Genomic DNA, 21353 nt, shown 5'->3' with positions numbered 1-21353 from the left:
AGGATGGCCCGATGAGAGACGAACAGCGCACCCGGACCGAGCAGACCGCCGACGAACGCGCCACCCTGGTCAGCTTCCTGGACTTCCAGCGCGACACCCTCGCCATGAAGTGCGCCGGGCTGACCACCGAACAGCTCCGCGAGCGCGTCCTCCACCCGTCCGGGCTCTCCCTGCTCGGCCTCGTCCGCCACCTCGCCGAGGTCGAACGCGGCTGGTTCCGCAACACCTTCAACAACGAGGCCCGGCCCGGCTTCTGGAAGCACCCCGACGGCAGCTTCGCCGACTTCGACGTCGACACCGCCGACCCCGAGGAGGCCTTCGCCGTCTGGCGCCGCGAGTGCGACCACGCCCGCGAACTCGTCGCCGCCGCCGAGTCGTTGGACGTTCTCGGACACCACGGCGAGGAGGCCTTCTCGCTCCGCTGGATCCTCACCCACATGATCGAGGAGTACGCCCGCCACAACGGCCACGCCGACCTGCTGCGCGAGCACCTCGACGGCGTGACCGGGGAGTAGCCGGGGCCGGTGGCGTCGACCAGGAGGCCACCACCGGCTACCGGCTACCGGCTACCGGCTACCGCGCGACTGTCGGCCGGCCCGGACGAACGAGACCGGCCGACAGAGTGACCGAGCACCGGAGGGGCCGACCCTCAGGGTGACGGTCCGTCAGATGTCGCGGAAGGTCTCGATCTGGGCGCCGATCGAGTTCAGGCGCTCGGCGAGGTCCTCGTAACCGCGGTTGATGACGTACACGTTGCGCAGCACCGAGGTGCCCTTGGCGGCGAGCATCGCGAGCAGGATGACCACGGCCGGGCGCAGCGCCGGCGGGCAGACCATCTCGGCCGCGCGCCAGCGGGTGGGGCCCTGGACGAGCACCCGGTGCGGGTCGAGCAACTTGATGTCCGCGCCGAGCCGGGTGAGTTCGGTCAGATAGATGGCGCGGTTGTCGTACACCCAGTCGTGGATCATCGTGGTGCCGTGGGCGGACGCGGCGATCGCGGCGAAGAACGGCACGTTGTCGATGTTGATGCCGGGGAACGGCATCGGGTGGATGGTGTCGACCGGCGCGGTCAGCTTGGAGGGGCGCACGGTGAGGTCGACCAGCCGGGTGTAGCCGTTGTGGGCCCGGTACTCGGGGGTGCGGTCGTAGTCGAGGCCCATCCCCTCAAGCACCGCGAGCTCGATCTCCAGGAACTCGATCGGCACCCGGCGGATCGTCAGCTCGGAGGAGGTGACGACCGCGGCGGCGAGCAGGCTCATCGCCTCCACCGGGTCCTCGGCCGGGGTGTAGTCGACGTCGCGGGTGATCTCGGGCACGCCGTGCACGGTGAGGGTGGTGGTGCCGATGCCCTCGATCTTCACGCCCAGCTGCTCCAGGAAGAAGCAGAGGTCCTGGACCATGTAGTTGGGGGAGGCGTTGCGGATGACGCTGACGCCGTCGTGCCGGGCGGCGGCGAGCAGGGCGTTCTCGGTGACGGTGTCGCCGCGCTCGGTCAGTACGATCGGCCGGTCCATCGGCGCGCCGGGCTGGACCGAGGCGTGGTACGCGCCGGAGGTGGTGGCGACCTCCAGGCCGAAGCGGCGCAGCGCGGTCAGGTGCGGCTGGACGGTACGGGTGCCGAGGTCGCAGCCGCCGGCGTACGGGATGGCGAAGCGGTCGGCGCGGTGCATCAGCGGGCCGAGGAACATCAGCACGCTGCGGGTGCGGCGGGCGGCCTCGACGTCCATCGCCGCGAGGTCGAGCTCGGCGGGCGGGGTGAGTTCGAGGTCGCGGCCCTCGTTGGTCCAGCGGCTCTTGACGCCGATGCTGGTGAGCACTTCGAGGATCCGGTAGACCTCCTCGATCCGGGCGACCTGGCGGATCGTGGTGCGGCCGGTGGTCAGCAGCGAGGCACAGAGGATCGCGACGCAGGCGTTCTTGCTGCTGCGGACGTCGATCGCGCCGGAGAGCCGGGCACCGCCGGCGACGCGCAGGTGCATCGGACCGGCGTAGCCGAGGGAGACGATCTCGCTGTCGAGGGCTTCGCCGATGCGGGCGATCATCTCAAGGCTGACGTTCTGCTTGCCCTGTTCGATGCGGTTGACCGCGCTCTGGCTGGTGCCGAGGGCCTCGCCGAGCTGGGCCTGGGACCAACCACGGTGCTGGCGCGCGGTGCGGATGAGGGTGCCGATACGGGTGAGGTAGTCGCCTGTCACTCGCCAGACGATATCTCATGCTTGAGATGACACCGGAACTCAGGGCGGGCATTGCGTCACTTATGTCCACTTCTGCTCCGGATTGACGAGGCATCGGCACACCACCGCCACACTCCTGTTACGGATCCGGCGCCCTGCCGCCTCAGGGCCCGAGCGGCTCCGCCCGGCCCACGATCGTGCCGGCCCGGTCGATGCAGATGACGTCCACCGCGACCGGCGAGCCGACCAGCACTCCGAGCGCAGTCGCCCGGGCCCCCTCGGCGACGAGATCACCGAGCGGGACGCCGGCGGCGCGGCAGAGCTGGATCGCCTCCAGGGCGGTGTTGGCCGCCGCGACGGCCGCGACCAACTCCGGTCCGGCGCCCCCGGCGCGGGCCAGCCCGGCCAGGTGGCCCCGGTCGACCTGGGAGCGGGCCGAGTGCAGGTCCAGGTGACCGGCGGCCAGCTTGGAGAGCTTGGCGAAGCCGCCCGCGACGGTCAGCCGCGGCACCGGGTGGCGCTTCAGGTACTTGAGCACCGCCCCCGCGAAGTCGCCCATGTCGAGCAGCGCGTCCTCGGGCAGGCCGTGCACGGCGGCGGCCACCTTCTCCGAGGTCGAGCCGGTGCAGCCCGCGACGTGGGTGCGCCCGGCGGCCCGGGCCACGTCCACCCCGCGCCGGATGGAGTCGATCCACGCGGAGCAGGAGTAGGGGACGACGATCCCGGTCGTGCCGAGGATCGAGAGCCCGCCGAGGATGCCCAGGCGAGGGTTCCAGGTGGAACGGGCGATCTCCTCGCCGTGGTCCACCGAGATCTCCACCACGACGTCCCCGGCGCCGCCGAACTCCGCCGCCACCTCGGCGACCGCGTCCCGGATCATCTGCCGGGGCACCGGATTGACGGCCGGCTCGCCGACGGCCAGCGGCAGCCCGGCCTTGGTGACCGTCCCGACGCCCGGTCCGGCCCGGAACACCACCCCGCTGCCCGGCTCCCCCGCCCACACCGTCGAGCGGATCAGCGCGCCGTGCGTCACGTCCGGATCGTCCCCGGCGTCCTTCACCACCCCGGCCATCGCCCGGTCGCCCGTCCGCTCCTGCGCCGCCAGCGCGAACCCGGGCCGCTGCCCCTTCGGCAGGGTGATCACCACCGGTTCGGGGAACGCGCCCGTCAGCAGGGCCTGGTACGCCGCCTTGGCGGCCGCCGTCGCGCAGGCGCCCGTTGTCCACCCGGGCCGCAGCCCACTGCTCTTCAGCTGCCCGGCCCGCCCACCGACCTCAGCCACGCCGACCGCTCCTCGCGCCTCGTGCGGACCTCAGGACCGGCCCGCCGGCCTCCATGTTCTCCCGGCCCGCCGCGCTCCCCCGCGGTGGGTCCGCCCCGCCCCGGGGCGCAGGCCCGCGTCCACGCGCCCGACTGGTTCGCCGAGGCCGTCCGGCGACACCGGGGCGAGGGTGAGCGGAACGGCACACCGCCGGAGTGGGAGGTCGGCCGGGCCGACCTCGCACTCCGGCGCGCCGCGCGAGGAGGGGGTGCTCACTCCTCCGGGTAGCGGCGTGGGGTCCAGACGACCTGGGTGCCGTTGCCGCGCTCGACGGCCCGGGTCTGTGAGGAGCCGATGAGCAGGATGGTGCGCATGTCGACCTGGGCGGGGTCGAGGTCGGCGAGGCGGACGGTGCGGATGCGTTCGGTCGGGCCGCCGACGTCGCGGGCCATCACCACCGGGGTGCCGGGAGCGCGGTACTCCAGGAGGAGGTCGCGGGCCAGGCCGACCTGGGTGGTGCGGGACTGCGAGCCGGGGTTGTAGAGGGCGAGCACGAGGTCGGCCTCGGCGGCCGCACGCAGCCGCTTGGCCACCACCTCCCAGGGCTTGAGGCGGTCGGAGAGCGAGACCACCGCGTAGTCGTGGCCGAGCGGGGCCCCGGCCCGGGAGGCGGCGGCGTGGGCGGCGGTCATGCCCGGGACGATCCGGACCGGGACGTCACGGTAGGCGTCCTCGCAGGCGACCTCCAGGACGGCGGTGGCCATCGCGAAGACGCCCGGGTCGCCGGAGGAGACCACCGCGACGTGGTGGCCGCGCCGTGCGAGGTCGAGGGCGAACTCGGCGCGCTCGGACTCCACCTTGTTGTCGGAGCCGTGGCGCTGCTGGCCGGGGCGCTCGGGCACCCGGTCCAGGTAGGTGGTGTAGCCGACCAGGTCGGTGGCGGTGGCGAGGGCACCGCGCGCCTCGGGGGTGAGCCAGAGCGGGCCCGCCGGACCGGTGCCGATGACCGTCACGCTGCCGGGACCCTCGGCCGGCGGGGCCGGCTGCTCCAGCGGTGCGACCTTGCTGGGCAGGACGGCGACCGAGAAGTACGGGACGGTGTCGGCGTCGATGTCGGCCAGCGGGCCGGTGCGCTCGCCCGCCATGAAGGCCCGCTCGACGTACTGGGCGTCGGCCAGCCGGCCGGCCCGCTCCAGGGCGCGGCGGACGGTGGGGAAGGTCCGGCCGAGCTTCATGATGACGGCGGAGTCGGCGGAGGCGATCCGCGCGGTCAGCTCCTCCTCGGACAGCGTGCCCGGGATGACGGTGAGCGTCTCCTCGGCCTCGGTGAGCGGCTGCCCGAGCCGGGCGGCGGCGGCACTGACCGAGGTCACGCCGGGGACCACCTCGGTGGGGTAGCGGTGCGCGAGGCGCTTGTGCATGTGCTGGTAGGAGCCGTAGAAGAGCGGATCCCCCTCGGCGAGCACGACGACGCTGCGGCCGGCGTCGAGGTGGTCGGCCAGCCGGTCGGCGGCCTCCTCGTAGAACTCGTCCAGCGCACCGCGGTAGCCGCCGGGGTGGTCGGTGGTCTCCACCGTGAGCGGGTAGACCAGCTTCTCCTCGATCTGACCCGCCGTCAGATAGCGCTCGGCGATCGACCGGGCGATGGACCGGCCGTGCCGGGCACTGTGGTAGGCCACCACGTCGGCCTTGCCGATGAGTTCGGCGGCGCGGACGGTGACCAGCGACGGGTCACCCGGGCCGAGCCCCACCCCGTACAGCCGGCCGGTCTGCTGAGTCGACGTCACTCTTCTACACTCGCAATCGCGTTGATGGCGGCCGCGGCCATCGCGCTGCCGCCGCGCCGGCCGCGCACCACCAGGTGCTCCAGGCCGGACGGGTGCGCGGCCAGGGCCTCCTTGGACTCGGCGGCGCCGATGAAACCGACCGGGACGCCGATCACCGCGGCCGGGCGCGGCGCGCCCGCCTCGATCAGCTCCAGCAGCCGGAACAGCGAGGTCGGCGCGTTGCCGACGGCGACCACCGCGCCCTCCAGCCGGGGCAGCCACAGTTCCATCGCGGCGGCGCTGCGGGTGTTGCCCATCGACCGGGCCAGTTCGGGCACCGACGGGTCGGTGAGGGTGCAGATCACCTCGTTGTCGGCGGGCAGCCGCTTGCGGGTGACGCCACTGGCGACCATGTTGACGTCGCACAGGATCGGCGCCCCGGCACGCAGGGCCGCGCGGGCCGAGGCCACCGCGCCCGGCGAGTACACCAGGTCCTCGACCAGGTCCGTCATGCCGCAGGCGTGGATCATCCGCACCGCGACCTGGGCCACGTCGGCGGGCAGGGCGGCGAGGTCGGCCTCGGCCCGGATGGTGGCAAAGGACTGGCGGTAGATGGACGCGCCGTCCTTCTCGTACTCGATCACTTCGTGGTCCTCCTGGCCTCGGCGACCGCCTCGGCCGTCTCCTCGTTCGTCACGTCCACGGCGGTGCCCCGCCCCGGCGGGGCACCCTGCACCGCCACCCGGTATCCCTGCCCGGTCGCCAGCACGTCGACCCACCGCCCGGCCGGGTGACCGCAGCGGCGCTCGCAGCCCGACCAGTGCACCGGCAGACCGCCCGTCCCCGCCGCCTCCAGGGCCCGGGCCGCGTCGGCCCGGACGTCGGCCCGGGACGACCCGCAGCCGGGCAGCCCGGTGCAGGCGGTGGCACGCTCCCAGGCGGCTCCGGGCGTGGTCCGGAAACCGGCCCCCGCCAGGTCGGCGAGCCGCGCGGCGGACGCGCCGGGCAGCACCACTGCGCGCCACGGGGTGAGCCGCAGCTCCCCCTCGGCGGCGTCGATCAGCACCCGCCACTGCGCGGAGGAGGCCGAGCCGAAGCGCAGGGCGACCGACAGGCCACCGGGCACCGCGCCGAGCCGGGGCGGTGCACCGGCGAACTCCGGCAGCTCCACCGGGCCCGGCGGCAGCAGGTCGGGGACCTCCCGCAGGTGCCACGCCTCGCGGCCGGTGGCGCGCAGCGCGTCCAGGAAGTCCCGGGCGGCCGCCAGCGCGGCGTCCACGGCACCCTCGGCGGGCACCGGGCGCGCGGTGGCCGACCGGCCGAGGCGCAGCAGGGCGGTGCCGTCCGGGCCTGCGATCAATGTCACATCGGCGTTCAGCGCGGCCACGTCGCCGCGGCCGTCGTCCAGCGCGAACAGGAACTTGCCGGAGAGGCCGACCGCCCACGGGCTCGCGCACAGCTTCGTGTCCAGCTCGCGCGCCCAGGCCCGCACGTCGGCGAAGCCGCCGCCGGGGCCGGGTGAGGCGACGATGTTGCGGACCCGCTCGTGGGTGTCGGAGGGCAGCAGCCCGACCGCCCGCAGCAGCTCGCCGAGTTCGGCGCCGCAGTCCGAAGCGAGGCCGCGCAGCTGGACGTTGCCGCGCGAGGTGATCTCCAGGTCGCCGTCGCCCAGCTCCTGCGCGGCCCCGGCCAGTGCCCGGGCCTGATCCGTCGTCAGCAGCCCGCCCGGCAGGCGGACCCGGGCCAGTGCGCCGTCGGCGGCGGTGTGCAGACGAAGCGCTCCCGGGCAGGCGTCCGCGCGGCCCCGGTCGGGCACGGCGGCGCCCGGCGGTGTCGCGTCGGGTGTCGGTGGCATGGCCGCGAGCATACAGATGATCCGATCGGTTGCCGCTGTCCCGCGGGTCACACTCTCGGCCACTCTCCCCCAGGTCAGCCGCACCCCGTACGATGCTGCCGGGCGGCCCCGCGGCCGCCCGCACGCCAGCGACGGCGCAGGGGAGGAAGCCGGTGCAAGCCCGGTGCGGTCCCGCCACTGTGACCACGGCTCAACCGCCGTGGAAGCCAGGAACTCCTGCCGTCCTCCACCGGCCCGGGGCGCGGACCCCGAGGAAGGCTTGACGCCATGCGCCGCCGCATGCCCGCGACCCCGCCGTCGCCCGTGCCTCCACAGGCGACCCCATTGTCGCCCGTGCCTCCACGGGTGACCCCGCCGTCGCCCGTGCCCATGCCCGCCATCGAGGCCGGGAGGGCCTTCGCATGATCCTGCTGCTGTCGACATCCGACACCGACCTGCTCAGTGCCCGTGCCGCGGAGGGCCCCGTCCCCTACCGCCTCGGCAACCCGGCCCGCCTCTCGCCCGAGGAGCTGCCCGCCCTGCTGGAGGGCGTCGACCTGGTCGTGGTGCGCCTGCTCGGCGGCCGCCGCGCCTGGCAGGAGGGCCTGGACGCACTGCTCGCCGGCCCCCGCCCGGTGATCGTGCTGACCGGCGAACAGGCCCCCGACGCCCAGCTGATGGAGCTGTCGACCGTCCCGGCCGGCATCGCGGCCGAGGCGCACGCCTACCTCGCCCACGGCGGCGCCGCCAACCTGGCCGAGCTGGGCGCCTTCCTCTCCGACACCGTGCTGCTCACCGGCCACGGCTTCGCCCCGCCCGCCTCCGCCCCCGCCTGGGGCCCGCTGGAGCGCGAGGCCCGGACGACCGAGGGCCCGATCGTCGCGGTGCTCTACTACCGCGCCCACCACATGAGCGGGAACACCGCCTTCGTCGACACCCTCTGCCGGGCGATCGAGGACCAGGGCGCGCAGGCCAGGGCGTACTACTGCGCCTCGCTGCGCGGCGCCGAGCCCGAGCTGCTGGCCGCGCTCGGCGAGGCCGACACACTCGTCACCACCGTGCTGGCCGCCGGCGGCACCCGCCCGGCCGACGCGCAGGCCGGCGGCGACGAGGAGGCCTGGGACGCCGGCGCGCTGGCCGCCCTGGACCGCCCGATCCTGCAGGCGCTCTGCCTCACCTGGTCGCGCGCCCAGTGGGAGGCCAGCGACGACGGCCTCTCCCCGCTGGACACCGCAACCCAGATCGCCGTCCCCGAGTTCGACGGCCGGCTGATCAGCGTCCCGTTCTCCTTCAAGGAGCTGGACGAGGACGGCCTCACCGTCTACGCCGCCGACCCCGAGCGGGCCGCCCGGGTCGCCGGCACCGCCGTCCGGCACGCCCGGCTGCGGCACATCCCGGCCGCCGAGCGGCGGCTGGCCCTCGTGCTGTCCGCGTACCCGACCAAGCACGCCCGAGTCGGCAACGCGGTGGGCCTGGACACCCCGGCGAGCGCGATGCGCCTGCTGGCGCGGCTGCGCGCGGAGGGCATGGACCTCGGGACGGACCTGCCGGGGCTGGACACGGTCGACGAGGGTTCCCACGAGGGGGACGCCCTCATCCACGCGCTGATCGCGGCCGGCGGCTACGACCAGGACTGGCTCACCGAGGACCAGCTGGCCCGCAACCCGGTCCGCATCCCCGCCGCCGACTACCGCCGCTGGTACGCCACCCTCCCCGAGGCCCTGCGCACGCACGTCGAGGAGCACTGGGGCCCGGCCCCCGGCGAGCTCTACGTCGACCGCTCGCAGAACCCGGACGGCGACATCGTGCTGGCCGCGATCCGCTCCGGCAACCTGCTGGTGCTGATCCAGCCGCCGCGCGGCTTCGGCGAGAACCCGGTCGCGATCTACCACGACCCCGATCTCCCGCCCTCGCACCACTACCTCGCCGCCTACCGCTGGATCGCGGCCGCGCGCGAGGACGGCGGCTTCGGCGCCGACGCCGTCATCCACCTCGGCAAGCACGGCAACCTGGAGTGGCTGCCCGGCAAGACCGCCGCGCTCTCCGCCGAATGCGGCCCGGACGCCGTCCTCGGCGACCTCCCGCTGATCTACCCGTTCCTGGTCAACGACCCGGGCGAGGGCACCCAGGCCAAGCGCCGCGCGCACGCCACCCTGGTCGACCACCTCGTCCCGCCGATGGCCCGTGCCGACTCCTACGGCGACATCGCGCGGCTGGAGCAGCTGCTCGACGAACACTCCAACATCGCCGCGATGGACCCGGCCAAGCTGCCCGCGATCCGCGCCCAGATCTGGACGCTGATCCAGGCCGCCAAGCTCGACCACGACCTCGGCCTGGACGAGCGCCCCGAGGACGACGGCTTCGACGACTTCCTGCTGCACGTCGATGGCTGGCTCTGCGAGATCAAGGACGCCCAGATCCGCGACGGTCTGCACGTCCTCGGCCAGGCGCCGGCCGGCACCGACCGGGTCAACATCGTGCTCGCCATCCTGCGCGCCCGGCAGATCTGGGGCGGCGTCAGCGCGCTGCCCGGTCTGCGCGAGGCGCTCGGCCTGGACGAGGCCGCGCTGACGCTGGGCGCCACCGACGCGGCCGAGGCGCAGGCGCGCGCCCTGGTCGAGGCGATGGAGGCCGAGGACTGGGCGCCGGAGGCCGTCGAGAAGGTCGCCGCCGGGCTGCCGGCCGCCGTCGCCGACGTGCTCGCCTTCGCCGCCACCCAGGTGGTGCCGCGCCTGGCGGCCACCACCGACGAGCTGGACGCCGTCCTGCACGCGCTCGGCGGCGGCTTCGTCCCGGCCGGGCCCTCGGGTTCGCCGCTGCGCGGCCTGGTCAACGTGCTGCCGACCGGCCGCAACTTCTACTCCGTCGACCCGAAGGCCGTGCCCAGCAAGCTCGCCTGGGAGACCGGCCAGGCGCTGGCCGCCTCCCTCGTCGAGCGCTACCGGGCCGACAACGACGGCGTCTGCCCGCCCTCGGTCGGGCTCTCGCTCTGGGGCACCAGCGCGATGCGCACCGCCGGCGACGACATCGCCGAGGCCTTCGCCCTGCTGGGCGTGCGCCCGGTCTGGGACGACGCCTCGCGCCGGGTCACCGGTCTGGAGGCGATCTCCCTGGAGGAGCTGGGCCGCCCGCGGATCGACGTCACCCTGCGCATCTCCGGCTTCTTCCGGGACGCCTTCCCGCACGTGGTCGCGCTGCTGGACGACGCGGTGCGGCTGGCGGCCGCCCAGGAGGAGGACGCCGCCGACAACCACGTCCGGGCCCACGTCCAGGCCGACCTCGCCGTCCACGGCGACGAGCGCAAGGCCACCGTCCGCGTCTTCGGTTCCCGCCCCGGCACCTACGGCGCGGGCCTGCTCCAGCTGATCGACAGCCGCGACTGGCGCACCGACGCCGACCTGGCCGAGGTGTACACGGTCTGGGGCGGCTACGCGTACGGGCGCGGCCTGGACGGGCGGCCGGCCCGGGAGGAGATGGAGACGGCGTACAAGCGGATCACCGTCGCCGCGAAGAACACCGACACCCGCGAGCACGACATCGCCGACTCGGACGACTACTTCCAGTACCACGGCGGCATGGTCGCCACCGTGCGCGCGCTCACCGGCAAGGCCCCGACCGCCTACATCGGCGACTCGACCCGGCCCGAGACCGTCCGCACCCGCACCCTGACGGAGGAGGCGGCCCGGGTCTTCCGCGCCCGGGTGGTCAACCCGCGGTGGATGGAGGCGATGCGCCGTCACGGCTACAAGGGCGCCTTCGAGATGGCGGCGACGGTCGACTACCTCTTCGGCTACGACGCCACCACCGGCGTCGTCGCCGACTGGATGTACGAGAAGCTGACCCAGGAGTACGTCCTCGACCCGGTCAACCGCGAGTTCCTGACCGACGCCAACCCGTGGGCCCTGCACGGCATCAGCGAGCGCCTGCTGGAGGCGGCCGAGCGCGGCCTCTGGGAGCAGCCCGACCCGGCGCTGATCGAGCAGCTCCAGGCCGCCTTCCTGGAGACCGAGGGCGACCTGGAGGGCGACGAGGGCTGACGAGGGCTGAGGTCCGTCACCGGGCCCGGCCGGGGCCGCCGGCCGTCCTTTCACCCATTCGAGTGACCGGACGGCTGGTGGCGCTGCGCGCCGAAGCGGACAATACGGGGCATGTCCCGCCGCCTCACGCTGCCCCGGCCCGCCCTCGGGGCGCCCACCGCCCCGGACCGTGCCGTCCGGGCCCACCGCTACCGCGCCCGGTCGGCCGCCCTGGCCGCCGGGGCGCTGCCGGTGCTCGCCTTCCCGGCCCCCGGGGCGGCCGCGCTCGCCTGGGTCGCGCTGGTGCCCGGCCTCCTGCTGATGCAGCGGGCGCCGAGCGCCCGCGAGGCGGCGGTCCGGGGCTGGTGGTTCGGCGCGGGGTTCATCCTCACCGGGATGTACTGGCTGGTCCCGTCCATCGGGCCGGCGCTGCCGCTGCTCGCGGTCGTCTTCGGCGTGCTGCAGGCCGGGGTGGGCCTGGCCGTCCACCGGTTGCTGCACCCGCCGCTGACCGCCCGGCGCGCACTGCTCGCCCTGGCCGTCGTCCCCGCCGTCTGGCTCACCACCGAGTACGCGCGGTCCTGGCACGCCCTCGGCGGTCCGTGGGCGCTGCTCGGCGCGACCCAGTGGCAGCACCCGGCCGTCCTGGCGCTGGCCTCGGCGGGCGGGATCTGGCTGGTCAGCGCCGCCGTCGTGGCGGTGAACACCGGCGTGCTGATCGTGCTGACCGCCGCCGGGTGGCGACCGCGCGCCCTGGCGGCCCTGGCCACCGCGCTGGTGCTGGCGGCCGGACCGCTGCTGTTCGCGCTGCGCGCCGCGCCGGCCGGCGCCGGGGCGGTCACCGTGGCCCTGGTCCAGCCCGGCATCGTCGAGGACCCGCAGGCCCGGTTCGAGGCGAGTGCCGCCGCCACCGCCGCCCTGGGCGGGCGGCCGGTCGACCTGATCGTCTGGGGCGAGAGCAGCAGCACCGCCGACCTCGACCGCGACCCGGCCGCCGCGGCCCGGCTGAGCCGGCTCTCCACCGTCACCGGTGCCGAGATCCTGGCCGGCGAGGACGCCCGCAAGGCCGACGGGCGGATCTCCAAGGACGCGGTGCTGATCTCCCCCGCCGGGACGGTCGACCGCTACCGCAAGATCCGGCTGGTGCCGTTCGGCGAGTACATCCCGCTGCGCCCGCTGCTGGGCTGGATCGCCGGGGTCAGCCGGGCGGCGGGCGAGAACCGGGCGCCCGGAAGCGCGTTCCACGTCCTCCCGGTCACCGACCGCGCCGGGGCGCCGCTGCCGGTCGGGGCACTGATCTGCTTCGAGTCGGCCTTCCCCGACATGTCCCGGACCGCCGCCCGGGACGGCGCCCGGGTGCTGGTCTACCAGTCCTCGACCTCGACCTTCCAGGGCACCTGGGCGCCCGAGCAGCACGTCTCGCTGGCCGCGATCCGCGCCGCCGAGACCGGCCGCCCGGCCGTCCAGGCCTCGCTCACCGGCGTCTCGGCCGCCTTCGACGCGCAGGGCCGTGAACTGGCCCGGTTCGGGACGGACCGCACCGGGGCCCTGACGGTGCGGCTGCCGCTCACCGCGCCGTCCACGCTGACCTGGTACGACCGGATCGGCGACGTCGTGCCGGTCACCGCCCTGCTGGTGACGGCCGGCGCGGTGCTGGCCGCCCGGCGCGGGCGCGACGGGAGCCGGGCCGCCGGGTAGTGCCGGGGGCCTGCCGGAGCGGCTCAGCCCTCCGCCCCGGCCAGGTGCACCGCGAAGGCCGCGCCCTGCGGGTCACGCAGCACGGCGATCCGGGGCCCGTCCGGCATCGAGGTGGGCGGCATCAGGACGTCGGCGCCCAGGTTGCCGGCCCGGGAGACGGTCACGTCCACGTCCGCGACCGCGAAGTAGGGCAGCCAGTGCGGCGGCACCTGCGGCGGGAAGCGGTCGTCCATCGTCAGCATGCCGCCGAAGTCCGCGCCGGCCAGGCCCCACTGGGGGTAGACCTCGGAGGGGCGGACCGTCCAGTCGAACACCGCCGGGTAGAACGCCCGGGCGCCGTCTGGGTCCCGGGTGAGCAGTTCCACCCAGCCGAGCGCGCCCGGGGCGTTGAGCACCTCGACGCCCGCCAGTGCCTGCCCCTGCCAGAGCGCGAACAGCGCGCCGGACGGGTCCGCGGCGACCACGAAGCGGCCGAGGCCGAGCGCCTCCGTCGGCTCGACGACGATGCTCCCGCCGGCGCCGGTGATCCTGGCGGCGGACGCGTCCGCGTCGTCGACCGCGAAGGAGACGGTCCAGGCCGTCGGCTGCCCCTCCCCGTAGAGCGGGGCGACGGCGGCGGCGATCGCGCCGTCCAGCTTCATGAAGGTGTAGTCGCCGGCCTCCGGCGGCGCGTCGATCTCCTCGGCCTGCCAGCCGAACAGCTCGCCGTAGAACCGCTTGGCGCCGTCCGGGTCGGAGCTGCCGTGCTCCACCCAGCAGGGCCCGCCGACCGTCACTGTCTGCTGCTTCATCTCGCCTGCTCCCAGCCGATGTCGAGGATCAATGTGCCGCGGGCGCGTCCGGACTCGACCGGCGCCGGCGCCTCCGTGGTCGACGGACCCGAATGCCTTGGCCGTCCTCGGTCCACTCCTCGGCTGGGCCCCTCCCGCCCCAGCATGCGTCCCGCCCCGGCCCCGGTCCGCCGCTGCTGCGCCGAACGGGCGTGTGCCCCCGCCCGGGGCGGGGGCACACGGGCGGGGCGCGGCCGATGGCAGGGCGGGCGCACCCGGGCACACCCGGGCACTCCCGGGCCCACCCCCGGCGCGTCAGCCCCGGTTGTGGTCCCCCGTCCGCCCGTCGATCAGCTCGCGCACGATGTCCATGTGGCCGGCGTGCCGGGCGGTCTCGGTCGCCATGTGGATCAGCACCCAGCGCAGCGACACCTCGTCGCCGAACCAGGCCCGGCCGAGGTCGTCGAGCGCCAGCTCCTCGATGACCTGGTCGGCGCTCGCCCGGGCGCGGGCGTAGAAGGTCAGGACGTCGGCCGTGGACTCGTCGGGCCGCACCCGCAGGTCGGACTGCTCGTCCTCGTCGAGGTCGAACGGCAGTGGACCGGTCGCACGGCCGAACGTCCGGCAGAACCAGCCGAGTTCGGCCCCGCCGAGGTGCTTGACCAGACCCAGCAGCGACGTCCCGGACGCCGTCATCGGCCGACGCAGCTGTTCGTCGTCCAGGCCCTCCAGCTTCCAGAGCACCGCCTCGCGGTGCCGGTCGAGAGCCGCGAACAGGCTCTCCTTCTCCGCCCCTTGGAAGGGCACACGCTTCGTCATGCGCGGACCCTAACAGGCGGCCGGGCCGATGGGACCGTCAACCTCCCATCGGCCCGGCCGAGTTCACCGCTCAGCGACTCACCGGGAGGCGGCCCGCTGCACGCCGACCCACAGCTGCGCCTCGGCGACACCGCCGGGCAGGAGGCGCGTGCGCAGAATCTCCGGCCCCGGCCGGGTCTCGTAGGGATTGGACGGGAACCACTGGGTGTAGACGTCCCGCCACATCTCCTGGAGCGCCTGCGGGAACGTCCCGGTGTTGGAGAACACGGCCCAGGTCCCGGCCGGCACCTCCCGCACGTCCAGGCCGTCCGGCACGTCCGTGTCCGCATCCGCCACCACCGCGTGGTAGTAGTCGAGTTCGACTCCCTCCTCCCGGCTGTCCGAGAAGAACTCGGTGACCGAAACGATGCCGTCCGGGTCCTGGTCCGAGAGGGCGGCGATCCGGTCGACGACCTCCGGCGCGATCCCCCGGATGAACTCGGCGATCGCCGGGTTCACCCCCTCATGCACGAGCGGGACCCGGGCCCGCCGACCGACCACCCGGAACGCGGGCTTCTCCACGATGCGGTATTCCATGCTGCTGCTCCCTTCGACGACGAGTCGGAAGGACATCCGGGGCTGGGACTGCAACGCGACACCACCACGCCGCGCTTCACCCGGGCCGACACCGTGCATCGCCCGGAACGCCCGGGCGAACGCCTCGCCCGAGGTGTAGCCGTACCGGACCGCCACATCGAGCAGCGTCCGCTCACCGGCGAGCACCTCGGCCCCGGCGACGGTCAGCCGCCGGCGGCGCACGTACTCCGACAACGGCATCCCGGCCAGCGCGGAGAACATCCGCCGGAAGTGGTACTCCGACGTCCGCGCGATCCGCGCCAGCTCGGCCGCGTCGATCGCCCCGTCGAGGTGCTCCTCGACGTACTCCATGGCCTGGTTCACCTGCTCCAGCATCCCGACCCCGTCCTTCCCTTCACTGATCACCACCGTAGGAAGGACCCACCCTCCCGCACCCGACATCCTGTGCCCGCTCCGGTCGGGCCCGGAGCGGGCACAGGAGGGGACCTCGTCCGCAGCGTTCCGGTCCTGCCGGGCCGCGACCCCGGCGGCCCAGCCGTTCTTGGCGGGAACAGCGGCTCCCCGGGAGGTGTTGCGAGCCTGCGTCGTCACAGCGTGTGTCCCGACGGGGGCGGCCCGGAACGCAGTTGTTCAAATTGGAACGACCGAGTACCGTCGGGACCCGACCATCACCCCGGTAACGGAGGCCCCGCCCATGCCGCAGCCCGCTCCGACGCAGCCCGGCACCGCCACGGTGCGCTCCCGGGTGCGTATCCCGCTGACCTTCCCGGACGGGTACCGCGCGGAGGCCGAGGTCTTCACCTTCCACGGCCTGGCCGACGGCGCCGAGCACGTGGCGCTCGCCTTCGGCAGCGCGCCGGAGGGCGGGACGCCGCTGGTGCGGCTGCACTCGGAGTGCCTGACCGGCGACGTCTTCGGCTCCGACCGGTGCGACTGCGGGCCGCAGCTGCGCGAGTCGGTGGAGCGGATCACCGAGGCCGGCGGCTACCTGCTCTACCTGCGGCAGGAGGGCCGGGGCATCGGGCTGTACAACAAGCTGGACGCCTACGCCCTGCAGGATTCCGGCCTCGACACCTACGACGCCAACACCGCGCTCGGCCTGCCCGAGGACGGGCGCGACTACACCGCCGCAGCCCAGATGCTCACCGCGCTCGGCGCCACCGGCATCGACCTGCTGAGCAACAACCCGGACAAGGCGGCCCAGCTGGCCGGCCTCGGCATCACGGTCGAGCACCGGGTGCCGACCGGCGTGCACCTGAGCGAGAGCAACATCCGCTACCTTCGCGCCAAGGTCGAGCGGACCGGCCACTCGATCGAGCTCTCCCGCCTGGTGGGGTGACGCGGGGCGACGCGGGCCGACCGAGGGCGTCAGCCCACCCGGAAGGCACCTCGTCCCGGCAGGCTCCGCCCTGCGGCCCGCCCCAGCCGCCCCGCCACCAGGCCGGTGAAGCGCACTGCCTCGGCGGCGGCCGGAGCCGGGTCGTCCCAGCAGAGCCAGCCGCGTTCGGTGGCGCGACGGGGCAACAGGTCGGGTGGCAGGCACCGTTCCCGCCAGGCCTGGACGGCGGCGGCCGGCAGGTCCAGCTCGCCGACCCCGAAGCTACGGGCCAGCTGCGGCCCGTGCGGGATCCGACGTCCGGTGAGGTACAGATGGAGGGCTCGGACCACGTCCAGCCCGTCGACCGTCTCGAAGAGCCGGAACTGCGCTCCGGTCCGCGGATTGAAGTCCACCAGCTTGTACCGGCCGTCGCGCCGGTCGAGTCGCCAGTCCAGGTCGGCCACGCCCCGGTAGCCGATCCGGCGGCACAGCGACACCGCGAGTCCGGCGAGCTCCGGGTTGCCCTCCGCCCGGGCACGGGTGGTGACACCGGCGCCGGGCGGCCAGGAGCGCAGCTTGTGGCCGGTGAAGACGATCGGTGCCGCGCCGTCGCCCCCGCAGCACAGGTGCGTGATCCAGTCCTGCGAGTGCTCCGGCGGCAGGTACTCCTGGACCAGGACCGACGGTTCGCTGCCTCGCGGACACGCGGCCAGGAGCTCCGCCTCGTTCCGGACCAGCGTCGTGTGCCCGACCGCCGGGGCGCGCAGCCGGGTGTACGGTTCCAGGTTCTTCAGGACCAGCGGGTAGCCGACGTCCCGGCCGATCCGCAGCAGCTCGGCGTGCCCGGCCGGCGCCCACGCGTCCGGGGTCGGGATTCGGTGCTCCCGGCAGATCCGGTGCAGTCCGTCCTTGTTGGCGAGGCGGCGGGGCAGGTCCGGGGCGACGTGCGGTAACAGGTAGTACTCGCGAAGGCGGTCCGCGTGTTCGGCGAGCAGCACCGCCGACTCGTCGTCGGTGGAGACCGCCACGGTCGGTCTGCCGATCGCCCGGCCGATCCGCAGCAGGCCGTCGACCAGCTGTTCCGGCGGCTCCGTCCCGCTGACCGGCCGGACGAACGCGCCCGCCAGATAACGGGAGTACGCCACCGGGGTGCTGCGGCGCTGGAGCATCGCGTAGACGGGGACTCCGAGCCGCCCCAGCGTGCGGATCGCACCGGCCACGCCGTGGTGCGGGGAGTAGAGGCCCACCTTGACCAGCAAGGCGGGAACTTCGCGGTCCGGTTCCAAGGGGGATCCTGGCATGGACGGCCTCGCGGGTGGAGCGGCCGGCGGCCGGGCCGCCGCGGCGCCCGGGTGGACGTGTCAATTCTTCCGCCCTGCCCCGGCCTCGGCCACCAGGACGGAGGCCGAGGTGCCCGCCGGCGGGCCGGGATCGCACCTGCGTGGCACGCTGGAAACCGGGGAACTCCCAGCCAGCGGTAGGGGGCTTTGATGACCGGACTCCCGAATCGTCGTCCGGCCTCGGCGACGGTGACAACCGAGTCCCGCCACTGCGACGTCCCGGTCACGGTCGTCGGCGCCGGGCCCTACGGGCTGGCCACGGCGATGCATCTGAAGGCCTCCGGCGTCCCGTTACGCGTCCTCGGCGAGCCGATGGAGGCGTGGCGCGAGCGGATGCCCGCCGGTATGTACCTGAAGTCCGCCCCCCGTGCGTCGTCGATCTCCGATCCCGCTGCCCGGTACCGCCTGGCGGACTTCCGGGCCGCCGAACGGAAGGCGGCCGTCGGGGACCGCTACGCCATCCCGATCGACGAGTTCATCGGCTACGGACAGTGGTTCCAGCGGCAGTGCCTGCCGGAGCTGGAACGCCGGACGGTACGGACCGTCGCACCGGATCCGGCCGGGTTCCGGCTGGAGCTCGACTCCGGCGAGGTCTTCACCAGTCACTCGGTGGTTCTGGCCAACGGGTTCGGCCCGCATACGTACCTGCCGCCCGAGCTGGCCCGGCTGGGACCGGGCCTGGCCTCGCACTCCGCCGATCACCGTGACCCGTCGCGGTTCGCCGGCCGACGGGTGGCCGTGATCGGCGCCGGCCAGTCGGCGCTCGAACTCGCCGCGTTGCTGTACGAGGCGGGCGCGGAGCCGACCCTGGTGACGCGCAGGGCCGAGCTGCTGTTCGGGTACCCGCCCGCGGCGGACCGGGGCGGTGACCGGCCGCTGGCGGTCCGCCTCGTCAAACCGGTCTCGCTGCTCGGCCCCGGCTGGTCCCTGATGGCCTTCAGCCAGGCGCCGGCCGCCTTCCGCCACCTGCCGGAGCGCACCCGGACGCACTTCGTGCGCACCGTGCTCGGGCCTTCGGGAGCCTGGTGGCTGCGCGACCGGGTGGAGGGCCGGTTTCCGCTGCTCACCGGGCACTCCCTGCACTCGGCGACGGCGGACGGCGACGGCGTGCGCCTGGTGCTGACGGATGCCCACGGCTCCACCACGCACCTTCGGGTCGACCATGTCATCGCCGGCACGGGCTACCGGGTGCAGGTGGACCGGCTCACGGTGCTCGACCCCGCCCTGCGGCGGGCGCTGCGGCGGACCAACAACGCGCCCCTGCTGAACGCGGCCTTCGAATCCTCCGTCCCCCGACTGTACTTCGCCGGGCTCACCGCCGCCGCCACCTTCGGGCCGGTGATGCGCTTCGTCGCCGGTACCGGGTTCGCCGCCCGGCGGATCAGCGGCGGGATCGCCGGGTCGGGATGACACACCCCCCAGAAGCACACAAATATCATCGACTCGGACATCGCGTGGCTATATTCGCTGCACGATGGAACCTGAAGCCGAGCTAGGAAACCACGGTTCTCCGCCCCGGGACGCGGCGAACGCCGTCGGCGCCACCATCAGGGCGCGGCGGTCGAGAAGCCGCCTCGGACGTGTGTTCCCCCTGGCCGCGCTGCCGGCGGCCGTCGTGCTGTGGCTGCTCTCGCTGGGTCACGTCGCGCTGGACGAGATGGGCGACCTGGGCCTGGTCGAGGTGCTCCCGGTGACGTTCTGGGTCGCCGTGGTGGTGCTCACCGTCGGTTTCTGCGTGGCGCTCCGGGACCGCCGGACACCCGGGTGGCTGTACGCGGGCTATCTGCTGGCCCTGATCGGGGTGATGCACGCCAGCGCCCCGCTGATGTATTCGCAACTCAGCAACGCCTGGGCCTGGAAGCACGTGGCCATGGTCGACGTGCTGCTGAGGGCGGGCACCCTGCCCGTGGCGCACGACCACGGTCTCGACGTCTACACCGAGTGGCCCGGCTTCTTCTCCCTGAACGCCGTGGTCGTCAGGGCCACCGGGCTGCCGTCCGCGCTCTCCTACGCGCCCTGGGCCCCGCCGGTCGCCGACGCCCTGCTGCTCGCACCGCTGGTGATGCTCTACCGCTCGTTCTCCCGCAGCCGTCGGCTCACCTGGGCGGCGGCCTGGGTGTTCTACTGCTGCTACTGGGTCACCCAGGACTACTTCTCCGCCCAGACCTTCACCTTTCTGCTGTACCTCGCCGTGATCGCGACCGTCGTCCGGTGCCTGCCCCGTCCGTTGGGCCTCCCGGGGGACGGGGACACCCGGGGAGCCCACCCGTTGACGGCCTCCGGACCTCGCGGCCGCCGCCGACCGGCGGTCGGCGACCACCGGACCCGCTGGACACTGCTGTTCCTGCTCCTGCCGGTGGCCGCGATCGTCTGCGCGCACCCGCTGACCCCGCTGATGCTGATCTGCAGCCTGGCGTTGCTCGCGGTACCGCGCCGCAACCGGCGGGTCGTCCTGCCCATCCTGCTGGCCACGATCGCGCTGACGGCGGCGTGGGACCTCACCGTGGCCCGTCCGTTCCTGTCGCAGAACCTCCGCCAGCTCGCCGAGGGCCTCACCCAGCCCGGCGGGAACGCCAGCTCGGCCCTGATCGACCTCTCCGTCGCTTCACCGGGGCAGGTCCTGGTGGCCTGGACGGACCGCGTCCTGTCCGCCCTGGTGTGGCTGCTCGCCGCACTGGCGGTCGTGCGGCGGCCGGCGCTGCGGCGCGGTGCGCTGCCCCTGCTCGCGGTGGCCCCGCTGCCGATGCTGGCCGGCAACAGCTACGACGGCGAGATGCTCTTTCGCGCCTACATGTTCGCGCTGCCCGCCACGGCCTTCGCGATGACGGCCCTGCTGTTCCGGCCCGCCTCGCGGTCGCGGCTGCGGGCGGCCGCGCTGCCGGCCCTGCTGCTCGTCCTCTTCGCGGGATTCGCCCTGAGCTACCTCGGCAAGGAGTACGCGCTCTACTTCACCCGTGACGAGGTCCGGGCCGCCCGCTGGCTCTTCGAGCACGCACCGCCCGGGTCCGTGATCACCGGCGTCACCGAGGACTTCCCGGCCGGCTACACCGACTACGACCGGTACCAACGCCTGTGGATCAACATGCAGGGGGCCTCCGCCCGGGAGACCTTCGCGTCCCACCCGGCACAGACGCTGAACCGGCTGCTGCCGCCCGGGCAGGCACCCGCCTTCCTGATGCTCAACAAGGCCCAGGAGGGCCGTTTGCGCGCCACCGGCTGGCTGCCCTCGGGCCCGGAGACCCTGCGGGCGAACCTCGACGGCGATCCGCGCTTCCGGGCCGTCTACCGCAATCCCGACGCCGTCGTGTACGAGTACTCCAGGCCCCCGGCCGGGGGCACTCCGTGACGCCCGCACTGCGCGCGGCCCTGTTCGCGCTCGCCTGGTGCGCGCCCGCGACGACCGCACTGCCGGACGGGAACGCCCTGCGCGTCACCGTGCTGGGGCTCGCGTGGGCGCTGTTGCCCGGTCTCCCGCTGGCCCTGCGGCTGCCGCCCGAGCGCGGCGTGCTGGAGCGCTCCCCCGCCGGACGCGCGCTGCGGCTCGCCGTCCTCACGGTGGCCGGGAGCTTCGCCTGCACGGCACTGGTGAGCGAGCTGTTGCAGCTCGCGGGCGCGCGCACCGAACTGCGCGCCCTGCTGCTCCTCGCGCTGCTCGACACCGCCGCCGTGCTCGCGCCGCTCCCCCGCGGCGCGGGGGAGCGCTCCGCCGCCCGTCGGTGAGCGCCGGGCGGGGGGGGGGGCCCCCCCCGCCCCGCCCGGGGGCGGGGGGGGGCCCCCGCCC

16 protein-coding genes and 1 riboswitch are annotated in these 21353 nt (G+C 74.3%); of the genes, 7 read left to right on the top strand and 9 right to left on the bottom strand.

Annotated features, from left to right (window positions below; genetic code table 11):
• The first annotated feature begins 11 nt into the window (after window positions 1-11).
• The gene (locus AB0J08_RS11805) at window positions 12-515 is read left to right on the top strand and encodes a DinB family protein (protein ID WP_360630887.1); all 504 of its coding nucleotides are present in this window, start codon (window positions 12-14) and stop codon (window positions 513-515) included.
• 150 nt (window positions 516-665) lie between these two features.
• Here the strand turns inward: AB0J08_RS11805 and AB0J08_RS11800 are convergent, their stop codons facing one another.
• From AB0J08_RS11800 to AB0J08_RS11780, 5 genes are all read right to left on the bottom strand, one after another.
• Window positions 666-2195: a UDP-N-acetylglucosamine 1-carboxyvinyltransferase gene (locus AB0J08_RS11800; RefSeq protein WP_360630884.1), complete on the bottom strand. Its 1530-nt coding sequence runs from the start codon at window positions 2193-2195 to the stop codon at window positions 666-668.
• Between the two features lie 142 nt (window positions 2196-2337).
• Window positions 2338-3456, bottom strand: a complete 1119-nt coding sequence (locus AB0J08_RS11795) for a cobalt-precorrin-5B (C(1))-methyltransferase (protein ID WP_360630881.1) — start codon at window positions 3454-3456, stop codon at window positions 2338-2340.
• A 251-nt stretch (window positions 3457-3707) separates the two neighbouring features.
• Window positions 3708-5222 (bottom strand): precorrin-2 C(20)-methyltransferase, encoded by a 1515-nt coding sequence (locus AB0J08_RS11790; protein ID WP_360630878.1) that lies wholly within the window; start codon window positions 5220-5222, stop codon window positions 3708-3710.
• Window positions 5219-5845 carry a precorrin-8X methylmutase gene (locus AB0J08_RS11785; RefSeq protein ID WP_360630875.1) on the bottom strand — a complete coding sequence of 209 codons (627 nt, stop codon included), beginning with the start codon at window positions 5843-5845 and terminating at the stop codon, window positions 5219-5221. Before AB0J08_RS11785 ends, AB0J08_RS11790 begins: the two co-directional genes overlap by 4 nt.
• Window positions 5842-7056 (bottom strand): cobalamin biosynthesis protein CobG, encoded by a 1215-nt coding sequence (locus tag AB0J08_RS11780; RefSeq protein ID WP_360630872.1) that lies wholly within the window; start codon window positions 7054-7056, stop codon window positions 5842-5844. The genes AB0J08_RS11785 and AB0J08_RS11780 overlap by 4 nt, the downstream gene beginning before the upstream one ends.
• A 142-nt stretch (window positions 7057-7198) precedes the next feature.
• A riboswitch (cobalamin riboswitch) is annotated at window positions 7199-7272 on the top strand.
• Between the two features lie 185 nt (window positions 7273-7457).
• Here AB0J08_RS11780 and cobN point away from each other — a divergent pair.
• On the top strand, window positions 7458-11072 hold the full coding sequence (cobN, locus tag AB0J08_RS11775; RefSeq protein WP_360630869.1) for a cobaltochelatase subunit CobN: 3615 nt from the start codon (window positions 7458-7460) through the stop codon (window positions 11070-11072).
• Between the two features lie 111 nt (window positions 11073-11183).
• Entirely contained in the window at window positions 11184-12749 is a 1566-nt protein-coding gene (lnt, locus tag AB0J08_RS11770) for an apolipoprotein N-acyltransferase (protein WP_360630866.1), read from the top strand.
• Between the two features lie 23 nt (window positions 12750-12772).
• Here lnt and AB0J08_RS11765 read toward each other — a convergent pair whose 3' ends face one another.
• The 3 genes from AB0J08_RS11765 to AB0J08_RS11755 form a co-directional block, all read right to left on the bottom strand.
• Entirely contained in the window at window positions 12773-13540 is a 768-nt protein-coding gene (locus AB0J08_RS11765; RefSeq protein ID WP_360630863.1) for a VOC family protein, read from the bottom strand.
• A gap of 294 nt (window positions 13541-13834) precedes the next feature.
• Window positions 13835-14338 (bottom strand): DinB family protein, encoded by a 504-nt coding sequence (locus AB0J08_RS11760; RefSeq protein WP_360630860.1) that lies wholly within the window; start codon window positions 14336-14338, stop codon window positions 13835-13837.
• 78 nt (window positions 14339-14416) lie between these two features.
• Window positions 14417-15289, bottom strand: a complete 873-nt coding sequence (locus tag AB0J08_RS11755) for an AraC family transcriptional regulator (protein WP_360630857.1) — start codon at window positions 15287-15289, stop codon at window positions 14417-14419.
• A 319-nt stretch (window positions 15290-15608) separates the two neighbouring features.
• On the opposite strand from AB0J08_RS11755, the gene ribA reads away from it, so the two are divergent.
• Window positions 15609-16253: a GTP cyclohydrolase II gene (gene ribA / locus AB0J08_RS11750; protein ID WP_360630854.1), complete on the top strand. Its 645-nt coding sequence runs from the start codon at window positions 15609-15611 to the stop codon at window positions 16251-16253.
• 29 nt (window positions 16254-16282) lie between these two features.
• Here ribA and AB0J08_RS11745 read toward each other — a convergent pair whose 3' ends face one another.
• Window positions 16283-17518, bottom strand: a complete 1236-nt coding sequence (locus AB0J08_RS11745) for an ATP-grasp domain-containing protein (protein ID WP_360630851.1) — start codon at window positions 17516-17518, stop codon at window positions 16283-16285.
• Between the two features lie 243 nt (window positions 17519-17761).
• Here AB0J08_RS11745 and AB0J08_RS11740 point away from each other — a divergent pair, with 243 nt between their 5' ends.
• The 3 genes from AB0J08_RS11740 (at window position 17762) to AB0J08_RS11730 (ending at window position 21292) form a co-directional block, all read left to right on the top strand.
• Window positions 17762-18982, top strand: coding sequence for an NAD(P)-binding domain-containing protein (locus tag AB0J08_RS11740; protein ID WP_360630848.1), 1221 nt, complete (start codon window positions 17762-17764; stop codon window positions 18980-18982).
• A 172-nt stretch (window positions 18983-19154) separates the two neighbouring features.
• Window positions 19155-20918 carry a glycosyltransferase gene (locus AB0J08_RS11735; protein WP_360630845.1) on the top strand — a complete coding sequence of 588 codons (1764 nt, stop codon included), beginning with the start codon at window positions 19155-19157 and terminating at the stop codon, window positions 20916-20918.
• Window positions 20915-21292 (top strand): hypothetical protein, encoded by a 378-nt coding sequence (locus tag AB0J08_RS11730; RefSeq protein ID WP_360630842.1) that lies wholly within the window; start codon window positions 20915-20917, stop codon window positions 21290-21292. Before AB0J08_RS11735 ends, AB0J08_RS11730 begins: the two co-directional genes overlap by 4 nt.
• Window positions 21293-21353 lie beyond the last annotated feature (61 nt).

Source organism: Kitasatospora sp. NPDC050463, from assembly GCF_040655255.1.
In the GTDB taxonomy this organism is placed as follows: Bacteria; Actinomycetota; Actinomycetes; order Streptomycetales; family Streptomycetaceae; genus Kitasatospora.
This window is presented reverse-complemented; position numbering and strand designations above follow the sequence as displayed.